The 21564-nt window shown below is 36.7% G+C and carries 19 protein-coding genes and 1 pseudogene; 19 read left to right on the forward strand and 1 reads right to left on the reverse strand.

What is annotated here, in order from left to right; all coding sequences use genetic code 11:
• Nucleotides 1-21: 21 nt before the first annotated feature.
• Nucleotides 22-276, forward strand: coding sequence for a hypothetical protein (locus tag CZ382_RS17680; protein WP_088052502.1), 255 nt, complete (start codon nt 22-24; stop codon nt 274-276).
• A 79-nt stretch (nt 277-355) separates the two neighbouring features.
• Here the strand turns inward: CZ382_RS17680 and CZ382_RS17685 are convergent, their stop codons facing one another.
• Nucleotides 356-1411 carry a C40 family peptidase gene (locus CZ382_RS17685; RefSeq protein WP_088052503.1) on the reverse strand — a complete coding sequence of 352 codons (1056 nt, stop codon included), beginning with the start codon at nt 1409-1411 and terminating at the stop codon, nt 356-358.
• A 420-nt stretch (nt 1412-1831) separates the two neighbouring features.
• Between CZ382_RS17685 and CZ382_RS17690 the strand changes: the two genes are divergently transcribed.
• The 18 genes and pseudogenes from CZ382_RS17690 (at nt 1832) to CZ382_RS17775 (ending at nt 21508) form a co-directional block, all read left to right on the forward strand.
• Entirely contained in the window at nt 1832-2605 is a 774-nt protein-coding gene (locus CZ382_RS17690; RefSeq protein WP_088052504.1) for a YveK family protein, read from the forward strand.
• Nucleotides 2571-3269, forward strand: a complete 699-nt coding sequence (locus CZ382_RS17695; protein WP_088052505.1) for a CpsD/CapB family tyrosine-protein kinase — start codon at nt 2571-2573, stop codon at nt 3267-3269. Before CZ382_RS17690 ends, CZ382_RS17695 begins: the two co-directional genes overlap by 35 nt.
• Before the next feature lie 290 nt (nt 3270-3559).
• Nucleotides 3560-4333 (forward strand): tyrosine-protein phosphatase, encoded by a 774-nt coding sequence (locus tag CZ382_RS17700; protein ID WP_088052506.1) that lies wholly within the window; start codon nt 3560-3562, stop codon nt 4331-4333.
• A 237-nt stretch (nt 4334-4570) separates the two neighbouring features.
• On the forward strand, nt 4571-5335 hold the full coding sequence (locus tag CZ382_RS17705) for a tyrosine-protein phosphatase (RefSeq protein ID WP_088052507.1): 765 nt from the start codon (nt 4571-4573) through the stop codon (nt 5333-5335).
• Between the two features lie 273 nt (nt 5336-5608).
• Entirely contained in the window at nt 5609-6265 is a 657-nt protein-coding gene (locus CZ382_RS17710; RefSeq protein ID WP_088052508.1) for a response regulator, read from the forward strand.
• Nucleotides 6266-6755: 490 nt separating this feature from the next.
• The gene (locus CZ382_RS17715) at nt 6756-8588 is read left to right on the forward strand and encodes a polysaccharide biosynthesis protein (RefSeq protein ID WP_088052509.1); all 1833 of its coding nucleotides are present in this window, start codon (nt 6756-6758) and stop codon (nt 8586-8588) included.
• 106 nt (nt 8589-8694) lie between these two features.
• Nucleotides 8695-9576: a UTP--glucose-1-phosphate uridylyltransferase GalU gene (gene galU, locus CZ382_RS17720; RefSeq protein WP_088052510.1), complete on the forward strand. Its 882-nt coding sequence runs from the start codon at nt 8695-8697 to the stop codon at nt 9574-9576.
• Nucleotides 9577-9615: 39 nt separating this feature from the next.
• Nucleotides 9616-10731, forward strand: a complete 1116-nt coding sequence (locus tag CZ382_RS17725) for a DegT/DnrJ/EryC1/StrS family aminotransferase (RefSeq protein ID WP_088052511.1) — start codon at nt 9616-9618, stop codon at nt 10729-10731.
• Entirely contained in the window at nt 10731-11375 is a 645-nt protein-coding gene (locus CZ382_RS17730) for a sugar transferase (protein WP_088052512.1), read from the forward strand. Before CZ382_RS17725 ends, CZ382_RS17730 begins: the two co-directional genes overlap by 1 nt.
• Nucleotides 11372-11989, forward strand: coding sequence for an acetyltransferase (locus CZ382_RS17735; protein WP_088052513.1), 618 nt, complete (start codon nt 11372-11374; stop codon nt 11987-11989). The genes CZ382_RS17730 and CZ382_RS17735 overlap by 4 nt, the downstream gene beginning before the upstream one ends.
• A 519-nt stretch (nt 11990-12508) precedes the next feature.
• Nucleotides 12509-13129, forward strand: a pseudogene (locus tag CZ382_RS24365) (glycosyltransferase family 4 protein); the annotation flags it as partial.
• A 93-nt stretch (nt 13130-13222) separates the two neighbouring features.
• Nucleotides 13223-14260: a nucleoside-diphosphate sugar epimerase/dehydratase gene (locus CZ382_RS17745; RefSeq protein ID WP_088053533.1), complete on the forward strand. Its 1038-nt coding sequence runs from the start codon at nt 13223-13225 to the stop codon at nt 14258-14260.
• Between the two features lie 15 nt (nt 14261-14275).
• Nucleotides 14276-15385, forward strand: a complete 1110-nt coding sequence (locus CZ382_RS17750; protein ID WP_088052514.1) for a capsular polysaccharide biosynthesis protein CapF — start codon at nt 14276-14278, stop codon at nt 15383-15385.
• 3 nt (nt 15386-15388) lie between these two features.
• Nucleotides 15389-16519, forward strand: a complete 1131-nt coding sequence (wecB, locus tag CZ382_RS17755; RefSeq protein WP_088052515.1) for a non-hydrolyzing UDP-N-acetylglucosamine 2-epimerase — start codon at nt 15389-15391, stop codon at nt 16517-16519.
• Complete coding sequence (locus CZ382_RS17760) at nt 16516-17727, forward strand: glycosyltransferase (RefSeq protein WP_088052516.1); 1212 nt, start codon at nt 16516-16518, stop codon at nt 17725-17727. Before wecB ends, CZ382_RS17760 begins: the two co-directional genes overlap by 4 nt.
• A 66-nt stretch (nt 17728-17793) precedes the next feature.
• Nucleotides 17794-18939, forward strand: coding sequence for a glycosyltransferase (locus tag CZ382_RS17765; protein WP_088052517.1), 1146 nt, complete (start codon nt 17794-17796; stop codon nt 18937-18939).
• 102 nt (nt 18940-19041) lie between these two features.
• The gene (locus tag CZ382_RS17770; RefSeq protein ID WP_088052518.1) at nt 19042-20268 is read left to right on the forward strand and encodes an O-antigen ligase family protein; all 1227 of its coding nucleotides are present in this window, start codon (nt 19042-19044) and stop codon (nt 20266-20268) included.
• A 31-nt stretch (nt 20269-20299) separates the two neighbouring features.
• Entirely contained in the window at nt 20300-21508 is a 1209-nt protein-coding gene (locus CZ382_RS17775) for a polysaccharide biosynthesis protein (RefSeq protein ID WP_088052519.1), read from the forward strand.
• The last annotated feature ends 56 nt before the right edge of the window (nt 21509-21564 follow it).

Below are 21564 nucleotides of genomic sequence, written 5' to 3' on the forward strand. Positions count from 1 at the left end.
CTTCTCCTGGAAACGATTCCGATGCTTCTGATGGTTCTTTGGCCAACCGTTAATCGATATTTTATAGTCCGGTGGGAAGGTCAATTGAATGGGGGCTTCCTGCAGCTTGTCATAGCTGCTATCGTTGTGGTATTTCTGAACATGTATCATGAAGTTGATTTGATGGTTAAACACTCAGTTAAACGGACTATTTTGATTGAATGTAACGCAAAAGCGATCGAGCAGGGTCCCGGTATCGATCGAGCCCTCGCAGCACACTACGTATCTGGTCTATAAAACAAAAAAGACTCCAGCACAACGCCGGAGTCTCCTGTAACCGATCCTTCATTAACTAAAAGCCATCTATCAATAAAAATCAATAAAACCGTTTGAATCCTTCAAAATGCTTACTCCAATAAGAGTTGCTTAAGCTATTAATCTTCACGCCGTCTGATTCAGCGCTGATAAATTGATTATTGCCCAAATAGATCCCTAAATGCGAGATTCCTTTCTTGTAGGTGTTTTCGAAAAATACGAGGTCACCTGCTGCTGGTTTGTTTACATAGTATGAGCGGTTGTAATAGCCGCCGCTTGTTAGGCGTCCGATTGATTTGCCTGCTTTATTGTACGTATAATAGATGAATCCGCTGCAGTCAAAGCCGCTTGGTGTAGAGCCTCCCCATACGTAGTGGATGCCTTGTAAGCTTTTTGCTGTGCTGATTAATTTATTGACGTTGTAATCGACATTCGCTCCCGAACCGTCGGAACCGGAGCTGCCATTCCCGCTCCCTGATCCGGAGTTAGCGCTTGCGCCGATTTTTAGTTTTTGCCCGACGATGATAAGATCGGATTTCAGTCCGTTCCATTTTTTCAGGTTGGTAACTGTAACATTGTATTTGATGGCGATGCCGGATAATGTGTCACCGGATTTAACGGTGTAGGTGGAGCTGTTCGATGATCCGGAGCTTCCACTTCCAGAGCCACTTGAATTAGAACTTCCCGAATTTGAAGATGATGCTCCATTCTTGGATACGACAAATACATCACCAGGATAGATTAATGTCGAGTCAAGCTTGTTCCATTTCATCAAGTTGGATAATGATATGTTATGTTTGAACGCAATTCCGCTCAATGTGTCACCTGATTTAACGGTGTATGTAGCAGATTTATTACTTGATTGTTTGTTACTAGAATTAGATGAGTTCGTTTTGCTGCCCGTTTCCAGTACTTGATTCGGAAAAATAAGATCACTTGTCAGATTGTTGACTGATTTTAAATGGGAAATGGTTGTATCATATTTTTGGGCAATGACCCATAGTGAGTCACCACTTTTAACTTTATAGGATGCTGCGTCTGCCTCTTCAGCTGCTAAAAATGCGGAGGCGATCACTGCGCTCGCTGTTACCGACATCATGATTTTTTTGTTGGCCACGTCTTTACCCCTCTCATAAGAAAATTTTACTAATTCATTTGACCTAATTATAGCAACTGAGTTAAAATTTTCATAGATTTATAGGACATTTGTAATGTTATTGTAATATAATAGATCCAAACTATTGAACTGGATGAGAAATCGATCTGGGATATGCCGAAATTAATTGAGGGAGGCGAAACGGTCGGGTGATCTCCGAGTGTTGAGGGTGCAAAAAAAACCGCCCAAGTGTGCAATATCAAGGTGTTGAGCATGCAAAAGCGATCGAAAGACAATGCATTTCCCTGCTTCGGCAACTTTTAGAAAAGACACTTTTAGAAAAAATTTACGCGAAATTCGTATGTTTATGTTATAATTTCGATTATAATGTCGAAATAATAAATAGATCTATTTAACTAGAGAATATATGGAGGTACTTAAATGGAGGAGACAATATCCCTCAAAGAGATAGTTGAGGTTATGAAAAAGCGTTTGCTGCTCATTATTGCGTTGATTGTTGGTGCAGCGTTGATTGCTGCTGTCATCAGTTACTTTGTGTTAACACCAACCTACCAGTCTAGTACGCAATTTATTGTGAACCAAAGTGAGCAGGACCCGGCTGCACAATATGATGTGAACAATATCCGGACAAATGTCGAACTGATCAATACGTATAATATCATTATTAAAAGTCCTGCTATTTTAGAAGATGTGGTGGAAGAGCTTGACCTTCCGATTACAAGCAGCCAGCTGCAAAGTAAAATAGAGGTGTCGAGTGCGGAAAATTCACAAGTTGTAACGGTAACGGTAACGGATCCGGATCCGCAGCTTGCGGTACAAATGGCCAATACGACAGTGGAGACGTTCCAGAAGAAGATCCCTGATATTATGAATGCCGATAATGTGAAAATTTTGTCTGAGGCGGAAATGCAGGAAGATCCAGCGCCGGTTAGTCCGAAGCCAATGCTGAATATCGCCATTGCCATTGTGCTTGGTGCGATGGTCGGGGTTGGGATTGCATTTTTACTGGAATACTTAGATAACACGATTAAATCAGAAAATGATATTGAGAAAAAATTAAATGTACCTGTGCTTGGCATCGTGTCCCATGTGGCGGATGACGATATTCAAATGGAACAGGTGACAAATGAGGTAAATAGAAGGGGAAGGAGTGGGTTCAGTGGTGCGCCGAAAAAATCAGTCCAGAAACAGTAAGACGAGACATTTAATTGCCCAGCTCAGTCCGCGTTCACCGATATCCGAGCAGTATCGTACCATTCGGACAAATTTGCAGTTTTCGTCTGTCGATGATGAATTAAAATCTATGCTGGTTACGTCAGCAGGTCCTGGTGAGGGAAAGTCGATGACAACGGCTAACTTGGCGGTGGTGTATGCGCAACAGGGGAAAAAGGTACTATTGATTGACGCTGATTTGCGGAAGCCGACGATGCATTACACATTCCGTGTCGATAATTTAAAGGGGCTTAGCAATATTCTAGTCGGGGAAACATTGCTTGAGGCTGCCATTTCCCCCACAGATGTGGAAAATTTAGATGTAATTTCATGTGGTCCGATCCCGCCGAATCCGTCCGAGCTGCTTGCTTCAAAACGAATGCAGCAGCTGCTGTACAGTGCAAATGAACTATATGATCTGGTGATATTTGATACACCACCAATCCTGGCAGTTGCGGATGCGAAAATTCTTGCTAACATTTGTGATGGTGCGATTCTTGTTGTGCGCAGCAAGCACACGGAATATGAAGCAGCAGCAAAAGCAGTTGAATTATTGGAACCTTCGCATGCAAAAATGCTCGGTACAATCTTGAATGATCGCAGCAAGAAGGAAGCTAATTATTACTACTATTACGGGAACAATTAACGGAAATCTCCTCTTCTTACTGGAAGGGGGGTTCTCCCGTTTTCCCTCGATAATTACCCCTGTAAACCTCGGTAATACTGCAAATCATCTACAATTTGGGATGTTAACCACTCCTATTTTATGACTTTCCCACCAATAAAATGACTTTTTCGTGACCATATTTTCCTTACGTTTAACGACTAACCTGTTAAAATGAAGTGATAGGCAAAAATAACTGGTTAAAGATATCTATTATATTTCGATATATTAAAGATAAAAAGTTTGAATTGTTACGTAGTGGGGTGTACGAGATGATTGATATTCATTGTCATATTTTACCTGGTGTTGATGATGGTGCCAGGACGTTGACCGAAAGTTTAGCGATGGCGCATGAGGCTGCAAGTCAAGGGATCCAAAAAATAATTGCAACGCCACACCATCATAACGGGTCGTTTGATAACCCGGGTCAGGATGTTATCGGTGCGGTGGAATATTTAAATTGGAAATTTCAGGAGGAACAAATTCCGGTTGAGATTGTACCTGGACAAGAGCCTAGAATTAATGGGGATGTTGTGGAAGACTTGAAACGCGGGGATATCCTGCCGTTGAATGTAACGAGCGGCTATGTTTTTATTGAGCTGCCATCAAGTCATGTCCCACAGTACACAACGCAGCTGTTATTTGACGTGCAAATTGCTGGTTACAAGCCGATTATTGTACATCCGGAGCGAAATCATGAATTGATGGACAACCCGGATAAATTGTACCGCATGGTGAAAAATGGTGCGTTAACCCAGATAACAGCGGCTAGTGTGGTTGGGAAGAATGGTGGCAAAGTTCAAAAGTTCACGAACCAACTGGTTGAAGCGAATCTGACACACTTTGTCGCTTCGGATGCGCATAATGTGAAGAAGCGCGGGTTTTACATGCAGGATGCTTTTGAACAGATTAAGAAACAGTTTGGCAATATGATGCAATACCAATTCATGGAGAACAGTGAGGCATTGATTGTTGGCAAACCGATTCATGCAGACGAGCCGGAGCGGATTAAAGCGAAAAAATTATGGGGTCTGCTGCGAAAATAGCAGGAAATAAATCGCCTCGGTCATGTTCGGGGTACAAAAAAAGTCTATAATAAAATAGACTTTTTTTAACTAGGAAAAACGGCGGCTATTCTGCGCCGTTTTTCCTGGTTAAAAAATAGATGACGATTCCATTATCATCCTAAAGACTTAGATATTGTAAACTAATGTAGTTTTCTGATATAGTAAAAGGGAATATTTACATAATTAGCAAAAAGCATCATTTTAGGAGTGAATGGCGTGATCGATATCCATTGTCATATTTTGCCCGGTATCGATGATGGTGCCAGGACAACAGAGGATAGTCTGGAAATGGCGCGGGCCGCTGTTGACCAGGGGATTCGAACGATTATTGCGACGCCACACCATCGGAATGGCAAGTATAACAACGTGAAAAAGCAAATTTTGCAAGACGTAACCGAACTAAAGGCACGACTAGAAGTGGAAAAGATCCCGCTGACAATCCTGCCTGGACAGGAAACACGGCTTAATGGGGATATGGTTACGAGTTTGCAGGAGGATGAAGTCCTGCCGTTAAACAACACAGCATACGTGTTTATCGAATTTCCAACGGCACATGTCCCGCGTTATGCGAAGCAAATGCTATTTGATCTGCAGGTGGCGGGGTACAAGCCGATCATTGTGCATCCGGAACGAAACAGGGAAATTGCTGAGCACCCATCGATCCTATATGAATTTGTGCGAAAAGGTGCGTTGACACAGGTGACGGCAGCGAGTGTTTGCGGGAAATTTGGGAAAACAGTGCAGAAATTAACCCATAACCTGATGGAGGCAAATCTGACCCATTTTATTGCGTCCGATGCCCACAATACGACAACACGCGGATTTGCGATGCAGGAGGCTTTTCGGGAAGTACAGACGCGTCATGGCAATGAAGCTGTTTTTATGTTTATGGAAAATGCACAGCTCCTTATTGATGGGAATACCGTGCACCGGGGTGAGCCGCAACCGGTAAGAACGAAAAAGTTGTTCGGTTTATTTTAAAAAGATGTGCTAGAGGGAATGATACAAACAACCTCTAGCCATTTTCATAAGGGTATGCATAATTTTGTGTAGCCTGTATTGTATGATAAGTACAAGGCAAGAATAAATGGGAGTAGTATCGCCATAATATAGGTCATCTACACTAGGAAGTAGTAATTAGATAGGGTGATCTAGTCAACTTTCCTGTATACCAACAAGATGCTGCAACATGGTTCGGAATAGTTTGTCCCGTTCTGCTCTGGGTAAATGGTAATAGTGAAAGGGGTTAGGCTTTTGATAAAGGTTTTGTTTGTGGATGATCAGCGCTTGTTTCGAGAAGGGGTCGGGGCATTAATTGCGAAAACAGACGATATTTGTGTAATTGGGACAGCGGACAATGGGGAAGCTGCCATTCAACAAATAGCAGAAAAACCGCCGAATGTTGTGTTAATGGATATCCATATGCCGAATTTGGACGGGATTAAAACGACTGTATACATAAAGGAGCACTATCCGGATATAAAGGTTATCATGTTAACATCAGACGTCGAGGAGGATCTCGTGATCAGGGCAATCAGTGTCGGTGCTGATGGGTTTTTATTGAAGTCATTATATGCGGATGATTTAATTCGGTCCATCCATGATGCATTCCGTGGCCAAATCGTGCTGTCAGGTGAGGTGGCGAGGATCCTTGCCAATAAGATAAGGGAGCTGACCCTTGACAAAAAACAGATTTTTGCTAAACGGCTCGAAAATAGGGGATTACACTTTTCAAATAGGGAATTAGACATCGCATATCTGTTAATGGGAGGTCATACGAACAAACATATCGCCCAAAAGTTATTTCTGGCGGAAGGGACGGTGAAGAATTATATAAGTGAAATTTATAATAAACTGAATATCCGGAATCGGGCTGAAATTATTGCATTTTTGCGTAAAATCATGCGCTAAAGAAACCGTATTCATCAATATATGACTTTTTTCTCGAAAAGTCACTAAAAAAATGACTGGTTATTTAGTACTATTGTATGTATTGCTTCTACTATTGTCAATTTTAACAGCTTTTGACCGTAATTAGTGAAAAGAGGCGGTTATGTATACATGATGAATGTTTGTTTGATAAGTAAACAGTATATTTTAGTATCGGTTACTAATCTATTAGAAAGCCAATCTGATATGACAATAAAAAGTCCTATTACTTATGCAGAAGAACAGTGGAATTAGTTGAGCTATTCGAACCTGATATTGTCCTGATTGATCTTGATGGACAGCCACCATATCTAAAAAAAGGTTAAACAGAATAAGCGTAAGGACGTGAATGCTTTTTTTAAGCGATTTTTATAGGTGAATTATTACTTTTAATCTGGTAGAATAGAACTAACTTTTGTTACTGTTCAGTTACAAAATGAATCAAATTCCCCTGAAGAAAGGAGTTGGCAAGATGACCTACCGAACAAGATTGACCTTGCTGATCTTACTAGATTCGATTATCGTTACATTTGCGCTATTCGCTGCGGCATGGGTTGTGTATCCAACCTTGGACATATTGGACATGCCCGCACTTGTTATTAGCGCTGTTGCTCTATTAATCTTTCATCATATATTCGCGTTTGTTTATAAACTATATAACAAGGTTTGGGCGTATGCCAGTGTTGGCGAATTAAAGGCAATCGTAAAAGCTATCACACTATCTATTATATCGGCAGGGATTGTTCAATATTTAGTAAATGATTTTAATATTTACCGACGGGCGTTAGTTGTTACATGGTTATTGCACATTATTTTAATCGGCGGTTCCCGGTTCATATGGCGCATTTTCCGTGATCGATACATAGCAACGGAAGGGGATAAGAAGCGAACACTAATTGTTGGCGCTGGTTCAGCCGGGGCGATGATCGCAAGACAGCTGAAAAATGATCATAACAATGACGAATTATTGCCAGTCGCATTTGTGGATGATGATCTTTCCAAACAAAAAATGCAATTATATAATCTTTCTGTCGTAGGCACTGTGAAAGATATCCCACAAATTGTCGATAGGATGAATATCGAGCATATCGTGATCGCGATTCCGTCATTACGCAATGGGGCGCTTGAGAAAATTGTTGTAGAATGTAATAAGACAAATGCGAAGGTGCAAATGATCCCGAAATTGGAAGATCTGATGACTGGAAAGGTATCGGTCAGCAATTTGAAGAATGTTGAGGTCGAGGACTTACTTGGCCGCAAGCCAGTTAAACTGGATATTGAAGCGATATCCGAATATGTCACAGGTAATACCGTCATGGTAACCGGTGCAGGCGGATCGATTGGTTCTGAAATCTGCCGACAATTGATGCGGTTTACACCTGGGAAAATACTACTAGTCGGACATGGCGAGTATAGCATTTATTCGATTGATATGGAGCTGCGGGAAAGATTCGGAGAGACGGAAACAGAAATTGTCCCGATTATCGGTGATGTGCAAGATCGTGCGCGTATATTTGAGATTGTCGATCAGCATCAGCCGGCAATTATTTATCATGCAGCGGCACATAAGCATGTACCCTTAATGGAATACAATCCGCATGAAGCAGTGAAGAACAATATCATCGGCACGAAAAATGTTGCAGAAGCCGCGGATACATATGGTGTAAAAACATTTGTGATGGTATCAACAGACAAAGCGGTAAACCCAACGAACGTGATGGGGGCAACCAAACGTGTGGCGGAAATGGTTGTGCAGGATATGGCGGCAAGAAGCAAGACGAAATTTGTCGCTGTACGGTTTGGAAATGTGCTAGGAAGTCGTGGCAGTGTTATTCCGTTGTTTAAGAAGCAGATTGAAAATGGTGGACCAATTACGGTTACCCATCCAGATATAACGAGGTACTTTATGACGATTCCGGAGGCGTCAAGGTTGGTTGTTCAGGCCGGAACACTTGCGAAAGGCGGGGAGATCTTTGTGCTTGATATGGGTGAGCCGGTGAAAATTGTTGATTTGGCTAAAAACCTGATTAAATTGTCTGGTTATACCGAAGAGGAGATTCAGATTGAGTATTCGGGACTTCGACCGGGTGAGAAGATGTATGAGGAACTGCTTAGTGATAAAGATGTTCATCCTGGAGAAGTGTATGAGAAAATTTATGTGGGACGGACAAGCATAGTGGATGCAAATCTTTTCCTTTCCTTGCTTGATCGGTTTGAAGGCTACTCTACAGTTGGTTTAAAAGAGGAATTGTTGAGAATCGCCCATACGAAACACACGTTAATGGCGGTTCATGAATCTTCCTAAATAAATAGAATTAGATAAAAGAAAAGTTATATATAAATAAAATTATATTAATTAAAGTTATTTCATAGGAAGCTACAGTAATTTCTATTCTTTGGGGGTCGTGAAATTGAAGACTGTTAAAAAGGCGATTATTCCAGCAGCGGGCCTGGGAACCAGATTTTTACCCGCAACCAAGGCAATGCCGAAAGAAATGTTGCCGATTGTGGATAAGCCAACGATTCAGTATATTGTGGAAGAAGCAATTGAATCGGGAATTGAGGATATTATCATTGTAACGGGTAAAGGAAAACGTGCGATTGAGGATCATTTTGATAATAACTTCGAATTGGAAGATAACCTTGTGAAAAAGGAAAAGTTTGAGTTACTAGAGAAAGTGAAGCAGCCGTCAAAAGTTGACATTCACTATATTCGGCAAAAAGAGCCAAAAGGATTAGGACATGCGGTATGGTGTGCACGGAAGTTTATTGGCGATGAGCCGTTTGCAGTATTACTTGGCGATGATATTGTACAAGCTGAAAAACCTTGTCTGAAACAACTAATGGACCAATTTGATGAAACTCAATCGTCAGTAATAGGTGTTCAACAGGTACCTGATGAGGAAACACACCGCTATGGCATTATTGATCCCCTTACAATTGAGGGTAGGCGTTATCAAGTAAGTAACTTTGTGGAGAAGCCTGAACAGGGAACTGCACCATCGAATCTAGCAATTATGGGTCGTTATATATTAACACCTGAGATTTTTGGGTTTCTTGACAGGCAGGAAACTGGTGCTGGTGGGGAAATTCAGTTGACGGATGCGATTCAAAAGTTGAATGAGATTCAGAATGTGTATGCTTATGATTTTGAGGGTAAGCGGTATGATGTTGGAGAGAAATTAGGGTTTGTAAAGACGACGGTGGATATGGCTTTGGAGAATGAGGAGATTAAGGAAGAACTTTATAAGTATTTGGCAAAAAAAATCAAAGAACAAAAAATGACTGTATAAATTGTTAAAAGACTTTAGTAATGAAAGGTAGTCTAGATAATGGCGGATCGAATCTTTCTTTCATCACCGCATATGAGTGATGAAGGGTATGAAATGCAGTATGTAAAGGAAGCATTTAAAACAAATTGGATAGCACCGCTTGGAGAAAACGTGAATCAATTTGAAAAGGAATTAGCAGATAAGGTTGGATCGAAAGCTGCCGCTGCACTTTCTTCCGGGACAGCGGCTATCCACTTAGCCCTTAAGGCAGCTGGGGTAGGAGAAGGGGATATTGTTTTTTGCCCAACACTTACTTTTTCAGCTACTGCAAACCCAATTATCTATCAAAATGCTATTCCTGTTTTTATAGATAGTGACTATGAAACCTGGAACATGAGTCCTGAAGCATTGGAAGAAGCATTCAAAAAATATCCAGAGGTAAAGGCTGTTCTCGTCGTTCATTTATATGGCTTATCTGCAGATATGGATAAGATTATGGAGATCTGCAGGAAGCATAAAGTAGTGGTTATAGAAGATGCGGCGGAGTCTTTAGGTACTTACTATAAAGGTAAACACACTGGGACTTTTGGTGATTATGGCATCTTCTCCTTTAATGGGAACAAGATTATCACTACTTCTGGTGGCGGGATGCTTGTTTCCAATAATGAAAAAAGAATTGCTAAGGTGAGATTTTGGGCTACTCAATCAAGGGATCAAGCAAGGCATTATCAACATAGTGAATTAGGGTTTAATTATCGAATGAGTAATGTAGTTGCTGGGATTGGTAGAGGACAACTTAAGGTGTTAGATCAGAGAGTTGCGAGGAAGAATTATATTTTTGAGTTTTATAAGAGAGAACTTGGTGAACTTGAAGGTGTTGAGTTTATGCCTGCCAATGAATGGAATGAACCGAATTATTGGTTAAGCTCGATAACATTGTCTGGTAAAGTAAAACCTGTTGATATATTTGATGCATTGGAAGCTGAAAATATCGAGTCAAGACCGGTCTGGAAACCAATGCATATTCAGCCATTCTTTGAGGAATATGATTTTATTGGTGAGGGTGTATCCGAAAGACTGTTTGAGAATGGTGTTTGTTTGCCGTCTGATACAAAGATGACTGATGATGATTTAGAAAGAGTAGTAAAGATTACTAAAGGGTTGTGGTTAGAGTAATGAGGAATTCCAAAGGTGGTATTTATAGAAGATTTATTAAAAGACCGATGGATTTCATACTATCATTGATTGCCATTATTGTTCTAAGTCCAATATTTCTTGTAGTAACATTACTTGTTAAGGTTAAGCTTGGTGGCCCAGTACTTTTTAAACAGAAAAGACCAGGGTTGAATGAGAATATTTTTATAATGTATAAATTTCGAACAATGACTGATGAGAGGGATGAGGATGGGCAACCTCTTCCTGATAATGTTAGGTTAACCAGGTTTGGAAGGTTTTTACGTTCTACATCCCTTGATGAACTTCCGGAACTGTTAAATATTTTAAAGGGGGATATGTCCATTATAGGACCTAGACCATTACTTGTACAGTATCTTCCGCTCTACAATGAACATCAAAAACGGCGTCATGAGGTTAGGCCCGGCTTATCTGGCTTGGCACAGATCGGAGGTAGAAATGCTATCGGTTGGGAAGATAAATTTAATCTGGATGTTGAGTACGTGGATAATTTAGGTTTCGTTAAAGATTGGAAGATTATCTTTTTGACTATTAAAATGGTTTTTGTAAGAGAGGGTATTAATTCGGAGACTGCAGCTACAATGGAACCTTTTAGGGGAACCAAAAAGGAAAGAATAGGGTTATGAAAAACAAACTTCTTATAATAGGTGCCAGTGGTCATGGAAAAGTTATTGCGGACATTGCATTGAAAATGAATAAATGGGAAAATATTGCTTTCCTAGACGATGATGAAAGCCTTAAATCATCAATGGGGTTGGAGGTCATTGGAACATCAGATAATGTTTTTACATTTGTAGATGAGTGGGAAGTCTTTGTTGGTGTTGGCAATAATATTACAAGACAAAGGATTCATGAGATGCTTGAGACAGCAGGAGCCAGTATACCAATGTTAATTCACCCACATGCAGTTATAGGAGCACAGGTGGAGATAGGAAGTGGAACTGTTGTTATGGCGGGGGCAGTTATTAACTGCTGTACCTCAATAGGTAAAGGTTGCATCATCAATACCGGATCTACAATAGATCATGATAATTATATTGAAGATTTCGTTCATATATCTCCAGGCGTACATTTAGCGGGTACAGTTAAAGTTGGACAAGGGTCATGGTTAGGTATTGGTAGTGTGGTTAGTAATAACGTAACTATAATTAGTGGGTGCAAAATGGGTGCGGGCGCTGTTGTGGTTAGGGATATAACCAAACCTGGAATTTATGTTGGAGTTCCAGTTAGGAGAGTTTAGAATATGAATATCTTGTTTTTAACACTTTTAGATTTTTCAACACTTGATGAAAGTGGGATATACACGGATTTAATGAGACAGTTTGTAAAAGACAACCATAAAGTGTGCATTATCTCGCCAACAGAAAAAAGAAAACAACAACCAACAAGACTAATTGATAATGATAATTATAAGATACTAAAATTACAAATAGGTAATACACAAAAAACAAACTTAATAGAAAAAGGCATTTCAACTCTTACTCTTGAGTCCAAATTTAAAAGAGGAATAAAAAAATATTTTTCTGATATGAAATATGACTTGGTTATTTATACAACACCCCCAATAACATTGCAAAAGGCTATTGAATATTTGAAAAATAGAGATAATGCAACAACCTATCTATTGTTAAAAGATATCTTTCCTCAAAATGCTGTAGACCTTGGAATGGTTAAGAAAACCGGAATCAAAGGTCTGTTATATGGTTATTTTAAGTCTAAAGAAAAAAAGTTATATGAACTCTCGGATTATATTGGGTGTATGTCCCAGGCAAATGTGGATTTTTTATTAAAACAGAACCCTGAAATATTACCTAATACGGTGGAAGTATGCCCAAACAGTATTGAACCATTAACAATAGAGAAAGATGAGCAAAAGGTAAAAAAGATTAAAAATAAATATAAAATACCGCTTGATTGTACGGTATTTATTTATGGTGGAAATCTTGGGAAACCTCAAGGTATTGACTTCCTAATCGAGTGTTTAAAGTTCAATAAAGAAAACAACCAAGTTTATTTTGTCATTGCGGGATCAGGAACAGAGTTTAATAGACTTAAAACCTTTTTAAACACTGAAAAGTTAACCAATGCCCAATTATTTGCGCAACTACCAAAAGAGGATTATGAAGTTTTGGCTAATTCTTGTGATGTTGGATTAATATTTCTTGATAAGCGGTTTACGATACCAAATTTTCCATCCAGACTTCTTTCCTATATGCAGGCATCAATGCCCGTTTTAGCAGCAACTGATATTAACACTGATATCGGAAAGGTCATTGAAAAAGGCGGGTTCGGTCTTTGGTGCGAGAGTAGTGATGTTGAACAATTTCACAAAAGGGTAGACAGATTGTGTGATAAAAATATAAGAAAACAAATGGGTGTAAACGCTAGACGGTATTTAGAAGATAACTACACAGCCAAGCATTCATACGAAATAATAATGAGTCATTTTAATTATATGAAAAGAGGTAAAAGCATGTTTAAGGATAAAACCTTACTAATAACCGGAGGTACAGGTTCTTTTGGAAATGCGGTAATGCAGCGATTTTTAGATACCGGCATAAAAGAAATCCGCATTTTTTCACGTGACGAAAAAAAACAAGACGATATGAGAAAGCAATATAAGAACGATAAGTTAAAGTTTTACATTGGTGATGTAAGAGACTTGGCAAGTGTAAAAAATGCCATGCATGGCGTTGATTATATTTTTCATGCTGCAGCGTTAAAACAAGTGCCCTCATGTGAATTTTTCCCCCTTGAAGCGGTAAATACGAACGTGTTGGGAACAGACAATGTGCTAACAGCCGCAATAGAATATGGTGTTAAAAAGGTAATATGCCTATCTACTGATAAGGCTGCGTATCCAATTAATGCAATGGGAATATCAAAAGCTATGATGGAAAAGGTCTTTGTTGCAAAATCAAAAAAGGTTTTGCCAGAACGGACATTAATCACTGGCACAAGATATGGAAATGTCATGGCCTCACGTGGTTCGGTAATTCCATTATTTATTGAACAAATTAAAAATGGAGACCCTCTAACTGTAACAGATCCAAGTATGACAAGATTTCTTATGAGTCTTGAAGAGGCAGTTGAATTAGTCATATTTGCTTTCCAAAATGCTGAGGCTGGAGACATTATGGTACAGAAATCTCCTTCAAGTACCATCGGTGACCTTGCCCAAGCGGTAAAAGAATTATTTAACGCCGATAACGAAATTAAAATCATTGGGACTCGGCATGGGGAAAAGAAATACGAAACCCTTCTGACTAAAGAAGAATATGTTAAGGCGGAAGATTTAGGAGGTTTCTTTAGAGTGCCCGCAGATCAAAGGGATCTTAACTATGATAAATATTTTGCGGATGGAGACCAAAAGCTTACTACTGTAGCGGAATACAATTCCGACAATACACAGATTCTCAATATTGAACAGATTAAAGAAAAGCTACTTGAATTAGACTATGTTCAAAATGAATTAAAGGAATGGAATACTAAAAATCATGTAATGAACTAAAGGACGGTTTAATTAATGAATATTCTTGTGACCGGCGCAAAAGGATTTGTTGGGAAAAACCTCATTGCCGAACTAAAAAATAAAGGATATAACAATATATTAGAATTTAGTAGAGAAAGTGATCCTGCATTGCTTGAGGAATATGCTGAAAGATGTGATTTTGTGTTTCATCTTGCAGGGGTAAATAGACCAAAGGATGAAAGTGAATTTATGAAAGGTAATTACGATTTTACATCTACATTACTAGATTTACTAAAAAAATATAAAAATAAAGCTCCAGTGCTTATTACATCATCTATTCAGGCATTAAGGGACAATCCTTATGGTAGAAGCAAAAGAGCAGGGGAACAATTATTATTTAATTATGACAAGAAGACTGATGCAAAGGTTTATGTGTATAGACTGCCTAACCTATTTGGTAAGTGGAGTAAACCTAATTATAATTCAGTTGTAGCCACATTCTGTCATAATGTAGCTAGAGATATGGATATACAAATTAATAATTCCGATGCGGAACTTAACCTCTGCTATATAGATGATGTATTAGAAGAGTTTGTTAGAGCATTGGAAGATAATCCAACCGTAGACAATGGTTATTGTGTTGTACCTATAACGCATTGTATTAGACTTGGTGAACTAGCTAATCTCATTAAAAGCTTCAAAGATAGTAGATCAAACTTAAGTGTTCCGAACATGGATGATGCATTGACTAAAAAGCTTTACAGTACTTATTTAAGCTTTTTACCAGAGGATAAATTCTCTTATGATCTTAAAATGAATGTTGATAATAGAGGTTCTTTTACAGAATTTATGAGAACACCTGAAAGAGGACAGGTCTCTGTTAATGTTTCAAAACCGGGCATAACAAAGGGCAACCATTGGCATCATACAAAAAATGAAAAGTTTTTAGTTGTAAGTGGAGAAGGTCTAATTAGATTTCGGAAGATAGACTCTGATGAGATCATTGAATATAGAGTAAGCGGAAAAAAGTTGCAGATTGTGGATATACCAACCGGTTATACGCACTCTATTGTTAATGTTGGAGAAAGAGACCTTGTAACAGTAATGTGGGCGAATGAATGCTTTGATCCGGATAAGCCTGACACGTACTTCTTGGAGGTATAATTAATGAAGAGATTAAAAGTCATGACAGTCGTTGGGACTAGACCAGAGATTATAAGATTGTCGGCTGTTATAAACAAATTAGATGAATCAAATGCGATTGAACATACACTTGTCCATACGGGACAAAACTATGATTATGAATTAAACGAAGTCTTCTTTAAAGATTTTAATTTAAAAAGGCCGGACTATTTCCTTAATGCTGCTATTGGATCAGCGGTTGAAACTATTGGTAATATCTTAGTTAAAATAGATCCCGTCATGGAACAAGTAAGGCCGGATGCTTTTTTAGTGTTGGGGGATACCAATAGTTGTTTATGTGCAATAGCGGCTAAGCGAAGACAAATACCTATTTTCCATATGGAAGCAGGAAATAGATGTTTTGATCAAAGAGTACCGGAGGAAACGAATAGAAAGATTGTTGATCATACCGCTGATATTAATTTAACTTATAGCGATATCGCAAGGGAATACCTTCTTAGAGAGGGATTTCCAACGGATAGAATTATTAAAACGGGAAGTCCAATGTTTGAAGTTTTAAATTCTAGAAAAGATGACATTGGGAACTCAGATGTACTAGACAGATTGGATCTGGTAGCTGGAAACTATTTTGTAGTATCAGCTCATAGAGAAGAAAATATTAATTCAGAAGTTAATTTTCGAGATCTAGTTGACAGTATAAATCATATTGTAGAAGAATATAGCATGCCTATGATTGTAAGTACGCATCCACGAACTCAAAATATGATTAATGCTAATGGGATAGAATTTAACCCTTTAGTTAAAACGATGAAGCCTTTAGGATTTAATGATTATGTGAAATTGCAAACCAAAGCAAGAGCGGTACTTAGTGATAGTGGTACTATTAGTGAAGAATCTTCTATTCTTGGATTTAAGGCTCTGAATATCAGACAGGCCCATGAAAGGCCAGAGGCGATGGAAGAAGCATCGGTTATGATGGTGGGGTTAAAAAAGGAGAGGATTTTACAAGGGTTGAAAGTTTTGGAAACACAAGAGGAAAAATCTTTAAGGGCTGTTGGGGATTATAGTATGCCCAATGTGTCAGAAAAAGTATTGAGGGTCATATTATCATATACAGATTATGTGAATAGGGTTGTTTGGAGGAAACGTTGGTGAGAGTTTTACAAATAAATTCTGTTTGTGGCATTGGTAGTACGGGAAGAATTGCCACTGATATCCATGCAATTTTAAAAGAGCAAGGACATGAAAGTTATATTGCGTATGGAAGGGATAATCCAATAAATTGTGAAACTGCTATAAGAATAGGGAATAAAATTGATAATTATACACATGTAGCTAAAACAAGAATATTTGATAAACATGGTTTTGGATCAATAAAGGCTACAAAGAGATTTATTTCTAAGATTAAGGAACTTAATCCCGATGTTATTCATTTGCATAATATTCATGGGTATTATATAAATGTAGAAATTTTATTTGATTATCTGAAGGAAGCTAATAAACCAGTGGTTTGGACTTTACATGATTGTTGGGCATTTACGGGTCATTGTGCATACTTTGACTATGCGGGATGCGATTGCTGGAAAATAGATGGTGATCACAAATGTATTCAAAAAAGAAGTTATCCTGCAAGCTTATTTAAAAATAATTCCAGAAAAAATTATAAAAGAAAAAGGAATTCCTTTATTGGAGTTAAGAATTTAACAATTGTCACTCCATCAAGGTGGTTAGCTCAACTCGTAAAACAGTCCTTTTTGGGTGGATATCCAATAAAGGTAATTAATAATGGTATCGACTTAGATCTATTTAAGCCAACCCAGAGTGCGTTCAGGGAAAGGCAAAACTTAAATAATAAGTTTATTATCCTAGGCGTAGCAAATGTTTGGGATGAAAGAAAGGGGAAAAACTATTTCAAAGAGTTGTCTCAGCGTATAAGGGGAGACGAAATTATCATATTGGTCGGTCTCACTGAGAAACAACTAAAAGTTCTACCAAATAATATAATCGGTGTTACACAAACAGATAGTGTGAGAGAATTGGTAGATATATACTGCTCAGCTGATGTCTTTGTGAATCCAACACTTGAAGAGGTTATGGGTTTAACTAATGTCGAAGCATTAGCATGTGGAGTTCCGGTTATTACTTTTAATACAGGTGGAAGTGTTGAATGTGTAGATAAAAAGACAGGAATTATTGTAAAAAAAGGGAACTTAGAGGAAATAATTGATGGAATAAAAAAGGTGAGGGAAAATGGAAAATCTTCTTATTCAGCACACTGTATAGATCGTACAAATAAATTATATAATAAAAACCATAGATATAACGAATATACAAAAATATACAGCAAGGTATTCCAACAATAAGTGAACTAAACCCTATAAGAAAAGATCGCCTATTGAGTCAGTGTAAGATGTAAAGGTGGAAATGTTGTGAAGATAATACTAGTTGGCTTAGCTACAAGGTTTACAGAAGGAATGACTTATCAAGATAACCTATTGGCAAATCAGTTAAGAACCGATGGAAATGAAGTAATAGTAATCTCGGATTGTTATAAATATGACAATGGTTCAGTTGTAAAAACAGAAGAAGAAGATAGGATACTAGACAATGGAATTCGACTGATAAGAATGGAATATAGAAATATTCTAGGTGGATTTATTTCGAATAAAGTAAGAGCGGTAAATGGTCTATATGAGTTTTTGGAAAAAGAAAAACCCGATATTGTGTTTCACCATGGTGTACAGTCGTATGAGCTTTTAACAGTTGCAAATTACAAAAAAGATCACCCTAAGGTTAAATTTTTCGTCGATAACCATGCTGATTTCCATAACTCTGCTACTAACTTTTTTTCAAAGTATATATTACACAAAACCTTTTATAGATATATAATACAAATATCCTTACCTTATATCGACAAGGTATTCTACATTGGTTATGATGGGCCTGTTTTTTTAAAAAAAATATATAATGTTCCTAATGATATGATGGAATTCTATCCGTTAGGTGGTATAGTACCAACAGAAAAGGAGAGAAGAGAAAAAAGACAAGAAATACGAAATAGTTTAAGGCTAAAAGAAGATGAGGTATTACTAGTTCATACTGGAAAGATGGATAAGCTTAAACGAACAGTAGAAATTTTAGAAACCTTTATTCAGGTGCCAAGTGAAAGATTAAGACTTGTCCTTATAGGTTCTTTAAGTGACGATATAAAGGAAACTGTAGAAAACCTCGTTTTGTCTGATAAAAGAATTAGTTTTTTAGGCTGGAAAAATGCCAATCAGTTATTTAAGTATTTGTGTGCCAGTGACTTATATTTACAGCCCGGAAGTAAATCTGCAACTATGCAAAATGCTCTTTGTTGTGGAAGTGCGGTGGCAATATATCCATATCAAAGCTATGAATATTATCTTAATAAGGAAACTGTGTTTTACATTAGGACTACTAACGATATGAAGGATGTTTTTGAGAGTATATCTATAGACCCAAGGCAGCTCGATGGAAAAAGGAAAGCATCGGGTAAAATAGTTCGTGAAACTCTTGATTATAAGGTTTTAGCTTCAAGACTATATAGATAAACCGAATCTTCAATTATTGTTTTGGGAGAATCATCACAAGTAATCATAATAGTGTTCTCTCTACGCAAAATAGAGTGGCTTTTAAAGGAGTTATAAAATTGTATGTTACATTTTAAGGAAAAAGTATTTAATTATGGCTCTTTAAATTCGGATAAGCTTGATAAGAAGATTAGTTTTGCTATAGTATTTCAATTATGTATCCTAATTACAAATTATACGATTAAGGAGGTTTTTGGGGTATACAATTCCTCCTTTCGCGAAATTATTAGCCTCTTATTTATGATATTGGTTGGTTTGGTTTTCCTAAAAAATTTACCAATCATATTTAATAGAATAGGTAAAATCTTCTTATTTACGTATATTATATGTATCATTATTTTTTTAATCAATATATTACTTTATTTTCAAAATTTAAATTATATAATCAGTGTCTCTTTCTGGTTTTTTCTTATATGTCTACCTACAGGATTATTTTATATTGCAATTAAAAATAAAACTATATTCCTTAATATGTTAATTAAATCAGCTTATTATCAAATTGTTATGGGATTAGCCTTTATATTAAGTTCTCTTACTAAAGATCCCAGTTATGATATGGTCTTTTCTTATTTAATTTTATTACCTTTAATTGTTCTCGTTTATAAGAGCTTTTACAAATTTCTAATAGTAGATTTTATTTTAATATTATCTGGTTTGATTTCAATAATTATAATTGGATCAAGAGGGCCGCTTCTTTCACTTGCAGTTTTTTTTGTTATATTACTAAGTAACCGTTTATTTAGAGATCGAAAAAAAATTAAGGATATATTTGTATTCCTGTTAACTTGCTTAAGCTTAATCCTTTTGTTTGTTTTTTATGACTCATTTTTATTAAGGTTCGGAAATATATTAGGAAATTATGGTATAAGTAGTAGAACTCTATTTTTGTTCACAAATGACAATGCGAATTTTTTAACGGGTAGGTCCGATTTATATAATACAACTATACAAAAAATAACTGAAAAACCTTTTTTGGGATATGGAATAGCTGGAGACAGAATTTTTTTAAATGGAACTTACCCTCATAATCTAATTTTAGAATTATTATCTCAGTTTGGGGTAATATTAGGTGCTTTTATTATTATTTTATTATTATTTTATTGGATCAATGGTATTTTAAATAAAAATAGAATAGAAAGAGACATAGCAATAATCTTTTTGGGGATTGGTTTAATCCAATTGTTTATATCAGGTTCATATTTAACATCTAGTAACTTTTGGCTATTTATGGCAGTATGTATCTCTGCTTTACACTTTAATGACAAAAAATACATGAAGGACACAGTTTAATGGGTATGATTAATCTAGAAAGGTAATTTTTATGAAAAAAAAAATAATATCGGATGTATTACTTAACATACTGGCATCTGTATTTCCAATATTTATACTTCAGTTTATACTTTTACCATTGGTTGCTTCGGATATAGATGCTAATTCATATGGGTATCTCATAACAATAATTGCATGGATAAATTTGTCAGCATTGACTTTAGGAAGTGTCTTGAATAATTCTAGATTAATTTACAATTCTACTTACGAAGAGTTAAATTTTAAAGGTGATTATAATATATTATTATTATCGTTTTTATTAATAAATATTTTAATTACCCCTATAGGAGTTTGGTATTTTGAAAAAGAATTTAATTTAATTAACATTGTTTTAATGCTTTTCATTTCAATTTTTATGTTTGTTAGAGGGTATGCGATAGTCGAATTTAGAATCAAATTAAACTATAAGTATATTTTGTTGGACAGTGTTTATGTGATGGTAGGTTATGGTGTAGGGTATGTACTGTTCATAATTAGTGATTATTGGCAACTAATTTATTTGTGTGGCTTTGTCTTTAGCTTTTTGTTTGTGGTAAATAAGACCAATATATTAAGAGAACCGTTTAATAGGACACCTCTTTTTAAAAAAACAAGTTTAAGAACATTTACGCTATTGGTCTCAGCCCTTTTAAATGGGGTTACCGTATATTTGGATAAGTTACTTTTATTTCCATTATTAGGGGGCTTAAGTGTATCAATTTATTACACGGCGACCATACTGGGGAAAACAATTACATTGGTGATTGGTCCGACAACGGGAGTGTTTCTTAGCTATTTAGCCCGTTTAAAAAAAATAGAGAATAAAAGCTTTTTAATATTACTTGTTTCATCTTTTATAGTTGGGGTAATCGGTTACTTCTTCGTAATACTTATTAGTAAACCACTGTTGGGATTTCTATATCCACAATTTGTGAGTGAGGCCTTAAATTATATTTATATTACCACATTGTCTATAATAATTACGATTACAAGTAACATATTAAATCCAGTCATTTTAAAATTTTGTGGAGTAAAATGGCAGGTGATAATAAACTTTATCTACCTAATTAATTATACAGGTTTATCGTTAATTTTGCTTAATTACTATGGTTTAATGGGTTTTTGTATTGGTATTTTAATAGCAAGCATTATAAAGTTATTTTCTATTATTATAGTTTATTTCCTAACCTTTTCGAAAAAAAGAGGAACCATCAGATGTTAAGTGTAAAGATTAAATTATTTTAGGAAAAAATTTAAGTTTAAAAAAAGGAGCCCTTA

The sequence above is a fragment of the Virgibacillus dakarensis genome (assembly GCF_900155625.1).
Taxonomy (GTDB): Bacteria; Bacillota; Bacilli; order Bacillales; family Amphibacillaceae; genus Lentibacillus_C; species Lentibacillus_C populi.

Coding starts and splice junctions, on each gene's coding strand:
- CZ382_RS17680 (WP_088052502.1), top strand. CDS start 22: ATGCTTCTGATGGTTCTTTGGCCAACCGTTAATCGATATTTTATAGTC.
- CZ382_RS17690 (WP_088052504.1), top strand. CDS start 1,832: ATGGAGGAGACAATATCCCTCAAAGAGATAGTTGAGGTTATGAAAAAG.
- CZ382_RS17700 (WP_088052506.1), top strand. CDS start 3,560: ATGATTGATATTCATTGTCATATTTTACCTGGTGTTGATGATGGTGCC.
- CZ382_RS17715 (WP_088052509.1), top strand. CDS start 6,756: ATGACCTACCGAACAAGATTGACCTTGCTGATCTTACTAGATTCGATT.
- CZ382_RS17725 (WP_088052511.1), top strand. CDS start 9,616: ATGGCGGATCGAATCTTTCTTTCATCACCGCATATGAGTGATGAAGGG.
- CZ382_RS17730 (WP_088052512.1), top strand. CDS start 10,731: ATGAGGAATTCCAAAGGTGGTATTTATAGAAGATTTATTAAAAGACCG.
- CZ382_RS17735 (WP_088052513.1), top strand. CDS start 11,372: ATGAAAAACAAACTTCTTATAATAGGTGCCAGTGGTCATGGAAAAGTT.
- CZ382_RS17745 (WP_088053533.1), top strand. CDS start 13,223: ATGTTTAAGGATAAAACCTTACTAATAACCGGAGGTACAGGTTCTTTT.
- CZ382_RS17750 (WP_088052514.1), top strand. CDS start 14,276: ATGAATATTCTTGTGACCGGCGCAAAAGGATTTGTTGGGAAAAACCTC.
- wecB (WP_088052515.1), top strand. CDS start 15,389: ATGAAGAGATTAAAAGTCATGACAGTCGTTGGGACTAGACCAGAGATT.
- CZ382_RS17770 (WP_088052518.1), top strand. CDS start 19,042: ATGTTACATTTTAAGGAAAAAGTATTTAATTATGGCTCTTTAAATTCG.
- CZ382_RS17775 (WP_088052519.1), top strand. CDS start 20,300: ATGAAAAAAAAAATAATATCGGATGTATTACTTAACATACTGGCATCT.